We start from the raw sequence: 15,325 nt of genomic DNA, 5'->3' as shown, positions 1-15,325 counted from the left end.
CAAGTCAAAAAAAATCTGCCCCCAGTACGGAGGACAGATTAACAAACGACAATCAACTATACTTCATATCCTGTATAATGATTCGTATATTTCAATAAATAAACAATGACATTAAACACGACGTGTATAAGAATGACAAGAAACAAATTCCCAGTAAACAAGAAGATGGCTGCAAGCATGACGCCTAAAACGCCTTTATAAAAAGCGTTCCCCTTCAGTTGATAGTAATGTAAAAAAACAAACACGAGCGCTGAAAAAATAATATAAAACAGACCAGGCACATCATGCTCCATCAACAACTCATACAAAACATAACGAAAAATATACTCCTCTAAAAACGGTATTAAAATAAGCGTTTGCAGCAAAAACTTTTTCTGTTTAAATACTTTTTTTAGATACTTAAATGAATGTAGCTCAACAACAACCTGAATGACTGGCACCAATAGAGCAACGACAAGAACAATCAATAGCATCCTATCTCTCACTAAAATAAGACTCAAACACGCAGCGGTTATTAATGACAATACAAATTTGTCAGTCGTGCCAAGCCTTGTGCCAATTGTCTTGTCATACAGCTGATAAAAGATACCCGGAAAGAAAATGAGTATCGTTAATACTCTAAGGAAGAGGATGGGCCAAATCATTTAACATCCCCCCGATAGTTGCATATCTCGGATGATGTGCTGGCGGAAAGCTTGGAATACAAAGCGGCAATAGTTCTGGTACAACAATACGCGTGATAACTTGGTTACAGCCTGCGAAATCAGGGGGCGTAATATTTAAAAAGCCGGCATACGTACTAAAATCTGCTAAACTTCGTGTTAATTCCTTTAAATCTGTGCTTTTTTCACGTGCTTTCAAAGGATTAGCACGGGTTGTTAAATGATCAGGCTTTCCTAAACGGGCATAATAGAGCACGTTATCATCAAGGTTATCGAATACCGTTTGTTGTATAACCGATTTAAACTTTTCTTTATCTGTCCAACTCACGTTCATGTTATATTCAACAATGGCCATTGTCTCCATAATTGCTCGGTAAACAGCACGTTCCATTGAATATGCCCCTTGAATACCAACTGTATATTTTGGCATATATGACGCGTTTGACGTAATTTCACACATCACGATAGAAACCGGCTTATCTAATGTAATATCAACTAATTTCAGATCAAAGTGATTGAAAAAATCTCCCGCTCCATCCATAACGCGCTGAATTAAACCGTCCCATTCAGCTGTAATATCCGGGCATTCCAAACCACCATACCAATACAAATTATAAGAATCCAGTTGATAGACCTCAATAATCGCGGCTTCTAAACTTTTGTCAAATGTTTCATGAGACGCTGTTCCAGTAGAAACCGCATTAGCAATTGCGAATTTTTCATTCTCCACTAGAAAATGCGTACCTGTAACCATAAGCTGTAATGGCGTGTACACTGACTTTTCCGGATCAATGAGCGAGTTCATTTTCACCCACGATATCTCATCTGTTGGCAAAATATATTGCGAATGCCCAGCTTCATATAGCTGATTAACATTGTCTAGTGGGCAAACAAGCGCAAGATGGCCTTCTTCCGTAACGAGGTCATTATAGCTTTTTTTCACAATTAAATGCTTGAGACCTAAATATTGTGATGCATAAGCAAATCGCTCAGCAGATTCTCCTAAAAACGACATTCTCGTTTCATTGTACAACTTGCCATAGCCGCTAAGATGATACGTGAAATGAATATCTTGCTCGTAGACGAACTTCTCAAAGGATGGGAATTCTGAGGTGATAAAGTGAAAGTTAGGTAATGGGTATGACTTTAGACGGTAGAACTTCTGCGGATTCTTCCACAGACCGCCTATCTTACCGTCAAAATGCTGCGTACGTGCATCAACGCTTTTATCTGTCAGTTTAACCTTCATGGCGAATCAATTCCTTGGTAATATTAATGGATGCAGCATTTTGTTCATTAAAATCCGTTTGGTTAAGGCCCGCACACGTATTACACAATATCGTCCGTCGATTAAAATCAAAGGCATACTCAAAATTAGGGAAATAAAAATAAAGCACATTGCCTGTTAGCATTGACATCTCATTGACTTCTGTTTGCTCAATGTTCTTTTTAATAAGCCCTAAACCGAGCAACAGCTCCGCTTCTGTCACTTCAAAATCATCAGCTGTTTTCTCCATATGTACGGGTGCTTTGATACGAGACAACACTTTTTTCTCCAAGCACTCATAACAGCCTGTCACTTTCGGCTCAACACCGAACAAGAGAAAGTTCTCATTATCGAACAACGCCATAAAGAAGCTGAGATCAAGCTTTACCATAAGTTTATTCATCGTTTGAACGTGGTGCCGCTGATTTAAAGATGATACATAGTAAACGGTTGAAAAGGCTGTTAGCGCTTCTGATAATTGAGTGAACAGTTCCGATGTGGCGAAGTAATCCTTATCAGCACTAATGGCGTCAAGGTCTGCATCTGTTATCCATTCAGATCGTTTTTGTACTGTACAATTTGACATGAGTGTTTGCACAGTATCTAGTGCGCCTTCATTCTCTACTAGTAATAATGTGTCACCTGTTTTAATTTGATTTCGAATAAACCCGTAATTATAAAGGGTTCTAAAGTCGTGTTGATGGACATGATTGGAGGCTATCGTAACTTCTTGTCCATCAATAATCTTTTCAAGTAGATCAATAAACTGTGAAGAACTGCTTTTCTTATCTATGACAAGCTCTGTTTGGTGGATTGCACCTTTTCTTAAAATAATATCTGTTTCATTAATGATGGCGTTTAAGCCGACTGTTTTTTGGTACGTAACAGCTTGGTCTGTAGATTCTTGAACAGTGGTCATATCTATCTCTCCTTTCCAATTATAATGGAATAGATCACGTGAGCATTAATACTATCCAGATGAAGCGTCTTTTCAGCGTATTTTTTATTAAAGCCAGCAACATCACACGTACTATATCCGACATGCTTTGCAACAAGATGTATATTCTGTGCCATAATTCCTGTCTCTACAAAGGCAAGTAGCAAGCCAAGTTCACCATATTTTAAATAATTCCGATTCACATCATAATTGAACAACAAGCTTAAGTTAGATCGTTGTGTATCAATTGGAGCATTTTCATAAAGCAAGTCCAGATCGTATTCAGATTGAATGAGCTCTAGAGTATGTGTATACGGGCGATAGGCATAAATGCCGTTGTCTAATCCTTCAATATCGTTGATAGCACAATAAACCGTTATCGGATACAACCCTCCACCTGAACTATGGTAACGATGATACGATTTCTTTCCCTCTGCATCCTCAGTAGAGCGTTCACTCAATCCGACAGTATATTTTAATAGCGTAGATAGCTCTGTCAGCAGCATGCGATGGTTCGTGAAGGCGCGCGTGCTTTTTCTTGATTTAAGAGCATTTACCAAAGAGCCTTTTAAGTTTTTTGGCTTTGGTAAGATAACACTTCGAGCTCCGTCTGTAATTTCCTCCAATTGACGACTCGCATTGATTTGATTGGCAAGTCCAGATTCATTGTAAAAATTCAAAGCACGGATATCACTAATACCTAGACTTGTCATTCCCAGTAAATAGTTGAAAGCATTTGAATCTGCATGCCCGTTTAATATGCTGGCGTACAGCTTTGTGTTCGAAAGGTTGGCGACATTACTCTCGTCTTGATAAATAAGACTATGAAGATTCATTAATCCTTTATTCATGCCTTCACTCCCTTCATCCGTTTTTTGGAGAATAGCTCCAATAAGAAAAATATAACGATGCCGAGTACAATACCGACAAGTGACATATTGAAGTTATTTGGAACACCTACAGCTGGCTCGCCTTGCTTTGCTTCAAACTTAAAATACTCCAATCCTAAAATCGTTAAGGATTGATCTGACTGGAGATTTTCAATATCAACCTGTTCATAGCCGTTAGCAATTAAAAAATAAAAACCGACCGCAGAAATAATAATCGCAGAAATAAACGAGATTGATATGCGTTTCATATTCATCCAGAGCCCTCCTTTAATGTTAAATGCACCTTAATCTCCCAGGATAAACGTGGGAGATTAAGGTGGATGTGATAATGTTTAATCTGGTCATGATGGGAAAAATAATTAAGTTGATGTCTAGAAATGATTGATTGTTACGGTGAGGCCGTTTTCTAATAAGGACGTTCGACTAGACCAGTGCTGACCATTAGATCATTTCACACTGGCAAACAATCCTTTAAGCGACGATAACAGCCTGGGCTGAAGATGAACAACAACAGCTACAAGAGCAAGAGCACGAACAGCTTCCAGCAGCATAGTTTAATGCCTGTGCTTGTTCTTCTGTACTCATGAAGCTATGCGACTGAATGGAACCATCCTTCATTTTCATAAATCTCACCTCCTTTAAAATAAAGTAGTGGATTTTATTGGCGCAGTTACGCGCTTTTAGAGTTCGGATGTTTCTCCTTAGTTGTCAATTGTTTAAATTGGTAGTTAAACTTGAATGTGTGGCGTATAAGCAGCATAATGATGAGTCCAATAACAACTAAGTAACCAAACGTCAGCCAAATAAATTCGTTTAATACCAATTCTGTATTGAACCATATTGATATAAAATCGTTCATCAAATATTTAACTGGAAAATAGTCCATTACATTTTGAATCGGCGCTGGCAACGTATGAAATTCATTGAATCCACCTGACATCGCTAGGACCATAAACATTAAGGCAAGTCCAATCACTTGAACAGCTTGTATTTTCTTAACGACCAGACCGAGCATGACGCCAAAGAGAAGCATAAATGAAACCGCCAAAATATAATGGAGTAAAAAACTTAGCAGTGAAACGATATTTGGAATTGAGAGGGTATAAATGAGCTTGGCAAACAGACAAATCAAGCTGAATTGTAAAACTGCCATGAGGACATGGACAACAACCTTAGACCAAACAATCGCTAAAGGATTAATGCCAAATAACATATACCTTTCCATTACACCTGTCTCACGTTCAATAGCGATGGAGACAGGTAACGATACGAGACCTAGTGGCACCAGCCCAATGCCCGCAGCAATCATAATGTACTTGTCTGTAAGATGAAAACCATTACCGATGTCAATATTCCCGGTGCTACTGACGACGATGACCATCATCATTAACGGGAAAACAATGCTGAAAAACAGCACGATTGGAATACGAAACAAAATCACCTTTAATTCGATTAAGACATACCGAACATATCTCATGAAACGTCCCCTTTAGGCTGATGATCTCGAATAAATGTATATAATGTTTCAATGTCCTTCGGTTTATAAGCAAAGGAAATCATCTGTTTCCTAAGCAGCTCAACGAGTCTTTCCTCTTCTTCTTTGTTCTTCGTAATTAGTACCTTTTTATCGGTTGTTTTGACATATCTCAAGTCTGAAGGGGGGAAAGGTGCTTCTTTGTCTATGCTGATGCTCGAGTATATTTGATATTCGGAAAATAAGTCATCAATCCTGCCATAGGCAAGGATTTGCCCTTTATGAAGCATCAATATTTTATTGGCCAATTTTTCAATTTCAGTAAAGTAATGAGATACAATTAGAAGTGTTTTGTGATTGGTGACAGTCTGAATGAATTGAATCATTGCTTCTCTGCTTTCGAAGTCAAGTCCTGAGGTGATTTCATCAAATATGAGCAGCTTGGGGTCATTAAACATAACGAGAAATATCGTTAAACGCTGTTTTTCCCCACCAGATAAATGGGACAGCTTTTTATTTAATAATGGGTGAAGTTGAAAACGTGAGAGGTCATCTTGAATCCGTTGATCTCTTATTGAACAATTACACACGAGTGAAATAATTTCTTTCACCTTCATTAAATCAGAGAATTCATTGTTCTGCATCTGGACGCCTACATCTTGGGCTTGTATGTTACGGTGAACATCTCCTTCGTATTCAATCAAATTTAAGATCACTTTAATCAGGGTCGTCTTTCCTGCCCCATTCGCACCAATAATCCCAATCTTGTCCCCTGCTTCAATTGAAATTGACGAGGCAGACATGTCCAAGATCTTCGTTTGTTTTTTCGTTACAGAAACGTCCTTTAACTCGATTAATGCCATAGGAACAACCTCTTTCCATCTTTGAGGGTCGTGTGGATCATCAAGCAACAAATTATAATTTTATAATATCAATTATTCTAACTATTTAATATGGGTCATGTGACCTATTTTAAAGCAGAAAAAAAGAGATCCCCTCCTTTGATAATCGGGAGAGAATCTCTATGGTTAAACATTATTTATTTCTCTGGCTGCATCGTTACAACTGTCAATCGCTCTTCTGTAATCCAGTTGTTTAAAAACGCATTTGCGTCTTCAAGCGTTAAAGCTTCGATCGCTGGGATTAATTCGAAATAATCGAGACCACGGTTTTCATACCATGTATAATTTTCTGCAACATTTTCAATCGAATTCATGCCACGAAGTAAGCGTCCGATTTTGCGTTTTTTCATACGCTCAAATGACACCTCATCGAGTTTAAATTCGTTTGTCGAGAGCAGCAATGATTTAATCGTAGCCGCAAATCCCTCTGGATCTTCTGTGTTACCACTTAGTAGTGAGTACCCGTAATCTAGTTCACAAAGGGTTTCAACACCGAACGAATAATCAATCAACCCTGCATCATACAGTTTTTTATAGAAAGGACCGCTGCTGCCGAACAAAAAGTCTAATAGCATACTCGTTAACAAAGAGCGCTTTTGAAGCTCAACCGGCTCAATCGAGGCACTATATTCCTTAATACCAACCATACATTTCGGTGTTGATACCGGCATTGTCACGGTTTTTTCCTGTTGGAATACGTCACTTGCCTCCTCTGGTACGAAGCGCTGTATAGACTCAGATGGCGCAAACTGCTTTTGAGCTTGATTTGATCGAATCAGCTCCATCATTTCATCAACATCCATTTGTCCTGAGATGGCCAGCGTCATATTAGATGGGTGATAAAATGTATGATAGCACGTATATAAATCTTCTTTTGTAATGTTGTTAATCGATTCTAACGTTCCGAGAACCTCATATCTGACCGGATGATCTTGGAACATCGCCTCCAATGTGCTCATATAAAGCCGCTGATCAGGGTTATCAGCATACATTTGGGCTTCCTGCGTAATAATACCTTTTTCTTTTTCAACGGTTTCATCCGAAAAATACGGATCCTGGACAAAATCAAGCAGCAGCTCGACATTTTCTTTGACCTTTTCTGTTGCGGAAAATAAGTATGCCGTCTGAGTTGAATTTGTATAGGCGTTCGCTGACGAACCGAGCTTTGAAAAGTCGGCAAATGCATCATGGTCACCTTTGTCAAACAACTTATGCTCAAGGAAGTGTGCAACACCTAATGGCACAGTCGTTTTTTCTGATTGGCCGAGCGGCACAAACGTCATATCCGTTGCACCAAAAGCTGTCGTAAAGATGCCATATGTCTTTGATAACCCTTCTCGTGGCATCAGACAAACTTTTAACCCATTATCCAGTACTTCAGTGTAGATCGTTTCATCAACATTGCTGTAAGTTGTGCCCTGCATCTAGTTCGCCTCCTTGCTCGTTAATAAGTATATTGTATCCTCTTCAAGCTTATTAGCACTTTTAATAACGTCTTCCGATGTAACAGCTTTAACCTGTGCCATCAGGTCTTCAATCGTCCGCTCTGTATGCCCAAGCACTTGCTGATATTCTAGGTCAATTAAGCCGCCAGCTTGATCCATAGCGGAACGATATTGACTAATAATCATAGACTTGGATTCTTCCAGTTCTGCTTTTGTAAACGCACCATCCTTCATTGCGGCCACCTGTAGCGCAATGATGTCACGGGCCTTTTCATAGTCAGTTGGTGCGATCCCACTAAATACGAAGAGCTTATCACTCAAAATATCAAGCTGTGATGCCACATAATAGGCCAAGCTATGTTTTTCCCTGACGTTAACAAACAACTTCGAGCCTGGATGGGCACCGATCATGACATGGCAGACGAGCATTGCCGGGAAATCGGAATCATTAAATGTTGTATGTGTCCGATAACCGATATGTAGCTTTGCTTGTTGAATATCATCTGTCTCGATCACTTCTCTCGGCTCAGAAGGGGCAGAGCGTTTGACACACCCTTGTTCAAAAGGAGCCGGCTGTGTAGGACGAAAGCTGTCAAGCTCATTTTTAATAAGCTGTGACATATCGTTCACATCAAAGTCACCAACAACAAACAAGTCAATGATGTCATTGTCTATCATACTTTTAAAATACGAATATAGATTTTTACCGTCAATCGCATCGAGGTCTTCTTCATACCCATGAGAATGAACCTGATATGTCTCACCTTCACACATTTCATCGATCAAACGTAGATTCGCATAGGACATTTTATCATCCTTGATAGATTGGTAATGTTTTCGGAGTGTGTTTTTTACCTGGTTAACGACCGTTTGATCAAATGATCCATCGGTTACATTTGGATTAAAGGCAACATCCTTTAAAAAGGCTAACGCCTCAGACACAATCGATGACGCTTGCCCGATGAACTTATCATTCGCAATCTCCATGTTAACGGTTACGACATGGTAGTCACCAGATTTTTGTCCTCCTATATTTAAAGATGCACCATACAGATCATCCAATTTCTCTTGAATGCGTGTGTCTTCGGGATAATTTTTAGATCCTTTTTTTAGGACAAAAGGTAATAGAGCACGCTTCGTAATGGTGTTTCTATCTAGTAACGTCTTAAACTTAAATTCAATCATAATCGTTTTGAATGTCTTGCTCGGAATTAAATGTGCCTTCAAACTATCGTGTTCAACAGTTTGCTCTACCGTTCTCGTCATAACAATTCCTCCTTCTTAGTGGGAACAGGGTGTTCTAAATACCTTAAAAAACCGGCAATGGAAGGCCGGTTTTCTAAGTGTACTATAGATGTCCGTTAAGCTCTATTATTGTGGTGTGAAGTTATCCTTTAGTAATGTTTCAACAGCTTCACTATCGGGATGGCCTTCAGCGAGGAAGATCGCATAATTGCCGATTGCATAAAACCCTTCCACATCACCTTGCTGGCCTTCAAATTCAAGTGTTGCTGTTCCACTTTCATTGATCTTGTCAAGGTTCTCATGACCTTCTTCCATTTTGTATACTTGTAAGGCAAGCATATCTTCTCCGTTAACTACCATTGTAACACTACCTTCACTACCAATAACATCATCATAGCCTTCTTGAACATCTGTTACTTCAAAATCGTTGTCTTTTAAAAGGTCCACAATTTGCTGGTAGTTTTCATCTCCAAGCGCATCACTGTCTTCACCAGCAGCTTCATCAGCGTCTCCCTCTTCTGCGCCGTCAGCATTTTCTGAACCGTTGTCCCCATTGTCCACATTCGCTTGTTCTTGATCATTGTTTTCGCCATTCGCATTATTATTTTCGTCAGAGTCACCACATGCAGCTAACCCAACAGCGAGTACCATCATCAACATAACATATAATAATTTTTTCATTTTTTTATCCTCCTAATGTCTTTTTATTACAACCTGAATTTTTTCAGGTAATAATTCATTACATTGTTGCTGCAAGCTTGCTTGATTTCTGATTTTGGATATCGACGAGTTTTTGGTATAAATCACTTTCCCCCATAAGGTCTTTGTGATTACCTGTACCAACGATTTTACCTTGATCAACAAGAATAACTTGATGAACGTGACCGATGTCTTTAAGGTCATGGCTAATCATGATCGTTGTCCGTCCTCTCATCAGCTTTTGTAACGCTTGATGCACCAAATGCTCACTACGCGCATCTAGGTTTGATGTTGCTTCATCTAAAAGCAAATAATCTGGGTTCATAATAAAGGCTCTGGCAATCGCTAAGCGTTGGCGCTGCCCACCCGATAACCTACTACCAAATTCCCCGACTTCTGTATCAAGACCATCAGGAAATTCCTCTATAAATTCATACGCAGCTGCTAGTTTAGCAGCATTGATGACCTCTTCATCACTCATGTCATCTCTAATACCGTAAGTGATGTTATCGCGGATCGTTCCTGATAAAAGCGGTGCACTTTGGGACACGTAAGCGATAGATTGACGCCATTCGTCAAGATGGATATCTTCAGCTGGCGTATCCCCTATCATGACGCGACCAACGTTCGGCTCGTACAAGCGCTCAATCAAAGAGAATATTGTTGTTTTTCCACTACCACTCGGTCCAACAATTGCTGTTGTCTTCCCTTCTGGTATTGTTAAATTAATATGGGAAAGGACATTTTTCTCGCCATAGCTAAATGACACATTTTCAAATGTTATGTCACCACTTGAGCGATCTGCAACCGTATCAAATGAATGCTCACGCTGCAGTTTTTCTTCCTCTGCATCTCTAATGCCAGAAATTTTCTCTGCAGCACCTCTTGCTTGCTTGACGCTTTGCCAAAATATCCCATACTTTAAAACATCATTATGAATAAATTGCACATAGAGGTAAAAGGCGATTACTTCACTAACCTTTAATTCACCTCTACTCACGAGGATACTGCCATAAATCAGGACAATTCCAACTACAATGGCACGCACACTCTGCATAAGAGGCTCCGCAAACAAATCAACAACGGCCCGTTTCTTCTCGGCACCGTACTGGTCATGAATAACAGCGTGGCCACGTTCAATTTCTTCTGCTTCTTTACCGAACGTTTTGATCAAGCGGATTTTCGGAAGACGTTCCGCAAAAAAGGCTGTTAAGCCCGATAGTTTTTCTTGCACACCATACTGTGTTTTTTGTGTGAAATGCCCCACGACTGCAGATACGATCAATATATATGGAATGATCGGCAATAAAGCCAATGTTAGCTTCACATTCATGTTGTACATAATGACGAATGAGCCAACAAGACTATATGTCGCCGTCAACATCATTCGTAAATCTGAAATCGCACTATCGACAAACGACGGGTCAATGGTCACACGGCTAATCTGCTGTAATGAACTGCTCCCTGCATATTTTCGCATTGGCATGCGAATCAATTTTGGCCATATGGTCTGTTGGATATTACGACGCGTAATCGGTCCTGTAACATAGGCGAAAAAGGCCGAGATACTCACCATCACAGCAGAAGCAACGCTCAACAAAACGTACTGCGTTACCAATCCGTCTTCAAAAATTTTCCCTTCCATGAGCTTCTGTGTGACGATAGGAAGTCCGAGTGAAATGGTTGTCGTTAAAAACGCCGTAATAATGCTTATAATATACAATGTCCAAGGCAATCTCGATTTGAACATCAGTTGAAAAAACTTTTTCCACCCATATTGTCGATAGGCTTCTACGGCTTCCTTCATGGTGCTTTCCCTCCTAACATCCTGCCAGCTTTAACTGACAGATGATTGACTCAAATACTCGACAAATTGCATATATAATTCGCTGTGCTGGCACAATTCTTTATGTGTACCAATCGCTTCAACGGTACCGTCATTAATTAAGACAATTTGGTCCGAGTTTATAATCGTCGATAAATCGTGTGCAACGACAATGGATGTTTTGCCTTCCATGAGCTTTTCCATCGCCTCCTGGACAGCTTGTTCTGATTGACCATCCAAGCTTGCCATTGCCTCATCAAGTAAGAGAAATTCTGCATTACGTAATAGTGCTCGAGCAATTGCTATACGTTGACGTTGTCCACCTGAAAGGTTTGCACCCGTCTCACCGACATGTGTTTCAAAGCCTTGTGGTGATTCTTGGATGAATTGAAGAGCATTTGCTGCACGTGCAGCTTCCTTTATCTCCTCTTCACTCACTTCACGGTCGACACCATATACGATGTTGTCGCGAATTGTGCCATTAAGCAGTGGACTATCCTGAGCAACAAAGCTAAACATACGTCGCCAATCGGTTAAATGATAATCGCCAATTGGAGCATCACCATATGTGATCGTTCCTTCACTAGGTGTATACAACTGTTGGACGAGAGCGAGTAAAGTTGATTTCCCACCACCGCTCGGTCCGACGATCGCTGTTTTCGATCCATTTTTCACAGTGAACGACACATTCTCAAGTACCTTCGTATCGCCATAACCAAAACTCACATCATCAAACACAAGATTTCGGTTCGTATCCTCTACAGAGCGATTGCGTTCATATTGTTCAAGGTCACTTTCCAATAAAATGGCAATCCGTGAAGATGCACCTTGGCTTTCTTTTAATTGAATAAACATGAATCCGAACGTCTCTAAAATACCAAAATACATACCGACATATAAGAAAAAGGCAATCCAAATATCAATTGTTATGGATCCGTTAGATACGAGGTAAATACCAAATACAATGACGAATAAATCCATAACCAAGGTTAAAATGCTAATCATTGGTGTATGAATCCAGTTGATGATCGTTTGTCTCATCGATGCTTTATAATACTTCTGCAGGTTTTCTTTCCCGCGTTTTTCTTCCTTACGTTCTGTGTTAAACGATTTAATTAACGGAATGCTAACGAGTAGCTCTGACAAAAATTGCGTAAGGGATGCAAGTCTGTTATGTGTGTGTTTGAGTGTCCGATAATTCCATTTGCCGTACCATATAAGAGCTAAAACATAGATTGGTGTGTAAACGATTAACCCTAGTGACAACCGCCAATCATAGCCAAATAAAACATCAATAATATAATAGACGGAATAGACCATTCCAACGAGTGTCGGCAATAGGCCTGCTACGACAGAACTAAGCGTGGACGTATCATTAGCGGTTCGACTGACCATCTCATTCGGCTTTACACTGTCAAATAAACTCAGTGGCGAATGCATGAGGCGTTGCCAAATTAAGGAACGGTAACTAATGTCAACTTTGTACATCGTAAGCTTTGAAAAGTAACGTACAATTCCAGACGATAGTACACCACCAAAAATGACGGCGACTGTTCCAAAAATAACTTCGTTCGTTAATACACCTGCAGATACTTTTTGAGCGTATTGTGGAAACATCAGTGACAACTGCATGGAGCCGATGTTCAGAAACACTAAAAAGGTCAACCATTTCCAAGGAAGTTTAGCTTTAAAAATGAGTCGCGTATATTTTCTCCAGATGCCCTTTTCACTTTCTTTTCTAAGCCTTTTAAATTCTTTCTTATCGATCGCTTCGGCCACGGTGTCACACCCCTTCCTTGAATAAATTTTCTGAATATATTTCTTTAAAGCGAGACGCACGCTTCTTTTAAAACGTACGTCTATAAAAATTCGTCATCACGTTATTGTCAATTAAATAATGCCTTCCAATTTCTTTAATACTGTTGCTCTATCAACCATTCCAATTAACGTTTCAACAGGTTCGCCATCTTTAAAGACAAGTAAAGTTGGAAATGCCATTACATCGTACTTCTTCATAATTTCGTTGGAGTCTTGTTCGAGCTCTTCATATGCAACATTTAAATTTTTAATTTGCAACTTGCCTTCAAGTTCTTCCTGAAGTTCTTCTAGCATAGGTATAATGCCTTCACAAGGACCACAGCCATCCGTTGAAAAGTCAACTAAAACAGGTACTGACTGGTCTAATACCTCCGCTTGAAACTGTTCTTTGCTAATTGATGCGATCTTCGCCATATCAATGTTGCCTCCAATCTCTAATCACGTTAAATATGATTTAAAGTTTTCTAAATAATACTTATCATTTTATTTACATTGACGGCTTAAATCAATATGATTCGCTGATTATGGTAGAAACGATGCTTATTTTGTGTATATTTGTGTTTATTTTGAAGCACTCAAAAACGTTCAATTGTAAATCGGTATTACCTCGACACAAAAAATCCGAACCGATGCATGAAGATCTCACTCATCATGTATCGTCGTTCGGATTTTCTTTGCCTGATATATAGTGTTGCAAACTTTAATAGATGTTCCTATTCGTCCTTCATACCAAGTAGCTGGTCAATGACCTTCACAACACGATCAGCGTAAGCTTCACATTGCTCAGTCGTTGGTGCTTCAACCATGACCCTAACGAGCGGCTCTGTTCCAGACGGACGTACGAGTACTCTACCCTCAGCACCAAGCTCTTGCTCTACTTTATCAATTTCATCAAGAATATGCTTGTGACTCAATGCTTGCTGCTTATCAACGACTTTAACGTTTTTAAGAACTTGCGGGTATACAGTCATTTCACCAGCTAGCTCGGATAACGTTTTACCCGTTTCCTTCAGAACATTGACCAGTTGAAGAGCTGTCAGCATCCCATCACCAGTTGTAATATAATCAAGGAAGATGACATGTCCTGACTGTTCACCACCTAAGTTATAGCCGCCTTTTCTCATTTCTTCCATAACATAGCGATCACCAACCGACGTCTTATCACTGCGCATGCCGTTTTCCTCAAGTGCTTTATAAAAGCCCAAGTTACTCATGACAGTCGAAACAACTGTATTGTGACGTAAAAAGCCTTTATCGTTCATGTACTTCCCACAAATATACATGATCTGGTCCCCATCAACGATCTGCCCTTTTTCATCAACTGCAATGAGACGGTCGCCATCTCCATCAAAGGCCAATCCGATATCTGCTTTCTTATCCAGTACAAATGCTTGTAACGTCTCAGGATGTGTTGAACCGACGCCATCGTTAATATTTAAACCATTTGGTGACGAACCAATCGTAAAGATATCAGCCTCAAGGTCAGCAAATAAATGTGTTGCCAAGCTTGAAGTGGAGCCATGAGCACAGTCTAGGGCAATACCCAAGCCTGCAAAATCATTATCAATTGATTCCTTCAAAAAGGATAAATACTTCTGTCCACCTTCGAAGTAGTCATTGACAACCCCTACATCAGCACCAACTGGCCGCGGAAGTGTTTCATCTTCGTCTATTAAGCGCTCAATTTCCTTTTCCTGATCATCATTCAGCTTAAAACCATCTGCACCAAAAAACTTAATGCCGTTATCCTCAACTGGATTGTGTGATGCTGAAATCATAATACCTGCATTTGAACTGGTTGCTTTGGTCAAGTAGGCAACACCTGGTGTAGAAATGACGCCCAAGCGCATAACCTCAGCACCAATTGACAGCAAACCTGCTATAAGGGCACTTTCAAGCATACGTCCTGATATACGTGTATCCCTTCCGATAAGAACTTTCGGCTTTTCAGTTCCATTCGTGAGGACATATCCTCCACAGCGGCCGAGCTTAAATGCTAATTCTGGCGTTAGTTCTTTATTAGCGACTCCTCTTACACCATCGGTTCCAAAATACTTTCCCATTATTGGATCTCTCCTTTTCACCCTTGCACTTCAAATCGGGGTGTGCATATCTACGCGAATGATTGTACCACTCACTGCGACTGCTTAGCTTTATTTTT

General features: G+C 39.9%; 15 protein-coding genes. All 15 read right to left on the bottom strand.

Annotated features, from left to right (window positions below; translation table 11 throughout):
- Positions 1 to 56: 56 nt before the first annotated feature.
- The 15 genes from HPC67_RS08465 to glmM all read right to left on the bottom strand — a co-directional run bounded on the left by HPC67_RS08465 (position 57) and on the right by glmM (position 15,227).
- Positions 57 to 644, bottom strand: coding sequence for a CPBP family intramembrane glutamic endopeptidase (locus HPC67_RS08465; RefSeq protein ID WP_217587150.1), 588 nt, complete (start codon positions 642 to 644; stop codon positions 57 to 59).
- Complete coding sequence (locus tag HPC67_RS08460; RefSeq protein WP_217587148.1) at positions 619 to 1,911, bottom strand: YcaO-like family protein; 1,293 nt, start codon at positions 1,909 to 1,911, stop codon at positions 619 to 621. The genes HPC67_RS08465 and HPC67_RS08460 overlap by 26 nt, the downstream gene beginning before the upstream one ends.
- Positions 1,901 to 2,848, bottom strand: coding sequence for a hypothetical protein (locus tag HPC67_RS08455; RefSeq protein WP_217587147.1), 948 nt, complete (start codon positions 2,846 to 2,848; stop codon positions 1,901 to 1,903). Before HPC67_RS08455 ends, HPC67_RS08460 begins: the two co-directional genes overlap by 11 nt.
- A 2-nt stretch (positions 2,849 to 2,850) precedes the next feature.
- Positions 2,851 to 3,717 (bottom strand): SagB family peptide dehydrogenase, encoded by an 867-nt coding sequence (locus HPC67_RS08450; RefSeq protein ID WP_217587145.1) that lies wholly within the window; start codon positions 3,715 to 3,717, stop codon positions 2,851 to 2,853.
- Positions 3,714 to 4,010: an LlsX family protein gene (locus tag HPC67_RS08445; RefSeq protein ID WP_217587143.1), complete on the bottom strand. Its 297-nt coding sequence runs from the start codon at positions 4,008 to 4,010 to the stop codon at positions 3,714 to 3,716. The genes HPC67_RS08450 and HPC67_RS08445 overlap by 4 nt, the downstream gene beginning before the upstream one ends.
- Positions 4,011 to 4,227: 217 nt before the next feature.
- Entirely contained in the window at positions 4,228 to 4,374 is a 147-nt protein-coding gene (locus HPC67_RS16035; protein ID WP_484984007.1) for a listeriolysin S family TOMM bacteriocin, read from the bottom strand.
- Positions 4,375 to 4,426: 52 nt separating this feature from the next.
- Complete coding sequence (locus HPC67_RS08440; RefSeq protein WP_217587142.1) at positions 4,427 to 5,233, bottom strand: ABC transporter permease; 807 nt, start codon at positions 5,231 to 5,233, stop codon at positions 4,427 to 4,429.
- Complete coding sequence (locus HPC67_RS08435) at positions 5,230 to 6,093, bottom strand: ATP-binding cassette domain-containing protein (RefSeq protein WP_217587141.1); 864 nt, start codon at positions 6,091 to 6,093, stop codon at positions 5,230 to 5,232. The genes HPC67_RS08440 and HPC67_RS08435 overlap by 4 nt, the downstream gene beginning before the upstream one ends.
- A 176-nt stretch (positions 6,094 to 6,269) precedes the next feature.
- The gene (yfmH, locus tag HPC67_RS08430; RefSeq protein ID WP_217587140.1) at positions 6,270 to 7,556 is read right to left on the bottom strand and encodes an EF-P 5-aminopentanol modification-associated protein YfmH; all 1,287 of its coding nucleotides are present in this window, start codon (positions 7,554 to 7,556) and stop codon (positions 6,270 to 6,272) included.
- A complete protein-coding gene (gene yfmF, locus HPC67_RS08425; protein ID WP_217587139.1) occupies positions 7,557 to 8,843 on the bottom strand; it encodes an EF-P 5-aminopentanol modification-associated protein YfmF in 1,287 nt (428 codons plus the stop codon).
- Between the two features lie 105 nt (positions 8,844 to 8,948).
- Positions 8,949 to 9,503 carry an LptM family lipoprotein gene (locus HPC67_RS08420; protein ID WP_217587138.1) on the bottom strand — a complete coding sequence of 185 codons (555 nt, stop codon included), beginning with the start codon at positions 9,501 to 9,503 and terminating at the stop codon, positions 8,949 to 8,951.
- 58 nt (positions 9,504 to 9,561) lie between these two features.
- Positions 9,562 to 11,328, bottom strand: a complete 1,767-nt coding sequence (locus tag HPC67_RS08415) for an ABC transporter ATP-binding protein (RefSeq protein WP_217587137.1) — start codon at positions 11,326 to 11,328, stop codon at positions 9,562 to 9,564.
- A gap of 30 nt (positions 11,329 to 11,358) precedes the next feature.
- Positions 11,359 to 13,125 carry an ABC transporter ATP-binding protein gene (locus HPC67_RS08410; RefSeq protein WP_217587135.1) on the bottom strand — a complete coding sequence of 589 codons (1,767 nt, stop codon included), beginning with the start codon at positions 13,123 to 13,125 and terminating at the stop codon, positions 11,359 to 11,361.
- Between the two features lie 111 nt (positions 13,126 to 13,236).
- Positions 13,237 to 13,578, bottom strand: coding sequence for a thioredoxin family protein (locus HPC67_RS08405; RefSeq protein ID WP_217587133.1), 342 nt, complete (start codon positions 13,576 to 13,578; stop codon positions 13,237 to 13,239).
- Between the two features lie 299 nt (positions 13,579 to 13,877).
- Entirely contained in the window at positions 13,878 to 15,227 is a 1,350-nt protein-coding gene (glmM, locus tag HPC67_RS08400; protein WP_217587131.1) for a phosphoglucosamine mutase, read from the bottom strand.
- Positions 15,228 to 15,325 lie beyond the last annotated feature (98 nt).

This window comes from Lentibacillus saliphilus (assembly GCF_019093865.1).
Lineage (GTDB): Bacteria > Bacillota > Bacilli > Bacillales > Amphibacillaceae > Lentibacillus_B > Lentibacillus_B saliphilus.
This window is presented reverse-complemented; position numbering and strand designations above follow the sequence as displayed.

Bases quoted from the DNA above. Each gene is read 5' to 3' on its own strand.
- HPC67_RS08465 (WP_217587150.1), bottom strand. From the start codon at position 644: ATGATTTGGCCCATCCTCTTCCTTAGAGTATTAACGATACTCATTTTC.
- HPC67_RS08460 (WP_217587148.1), bottom strand. From the start codon at position 1,911: ATGAAGGTTAAACTGACAGATAAAAGCGTTGATGCACGTACGCAGCAT.
- HPC67_RS08455 (WP_217587147.1), bottom strand. From the start codon at position 2,848: ATGACCACTGTTCAAGAATCTACAGACCAAGCTGTTACGTACCAAAAA.
- HPC67_RS08450 (WP_217587145.1), bottom strand. From the start codon at position 3,717: ATGAATAAAGGATTAATGAATCTTCATAGTCTTATTTATCAAGACGAG.
- HPC67_RS08445 (WP_217587143.1), bottom strand. From the start codon at position 4,010: ATGAATATGAAACGCATATCAATCTCGTTTATTTCTGCGATTATTATT.
- HPC67_RS16035 (WP_484984007.1), bottom strand. From the start codon at position 4,374: ATGAAGGATGGTTCCATTCAGTCGCATAGCTTCATGAGTACAGAAGAA.
- HPC67_RS08440 (WP_217587142.1), bottom strand. From the start codon at position 5,233: ATGAGATATGTTCGGTATGTCTTAATCGAATTAAAGGTGATTTTGTTT.
- HPC67_RS08435 (WP_217587141.1), bottom strand. From the start codon at position 6,093: ATGGCATTAATCGAGTTAAAGGACGTTTCTGTAACGAAAAAACAAACG.
- yfmH (WP_217587140.1), bottom strand. From the start codon at position 7,556: ATGCAGGGCACAACTTACAGCAATGTTGATGAAACGATCTACACTGAA.
- yfmF (WP_217587139.1), bottom strand. From the start codon at position 8,843: ATGACGAGAACGGTAGAGCAAACTGTTGAACACGATAGTTTGAAGGCA.
- HPC67_RS08420 (WP_217587138.1), bottom strand. From the start codon at position 9,503: ATGAAAAAATTATTATATGTTATGTTGATGATGGTACTCGCTGTTGGG.
- HPC67_RS08415 (WP_217587137.1), bottom strand. From the start codon at position 11,328: ATGAAGGAAGCCGTAGAAGCCTATCGACAATATGGGTGGAAAAAGTTT.
- HPC67_RS08405 (WP_217587133.1), bottom strand. From the start codon at position 13,578: ATGGCGAAGATCGCATCAATTAGCAAAGAACAGTTTCAAGCGGAGGTA.
- glmM (WP_217587131.1), bottom strand. From the start codon at position 15,227: ATGGGAAAGTATTTTGGAACCGATGGTGTAAGAGGAGTCGCTAATAAA.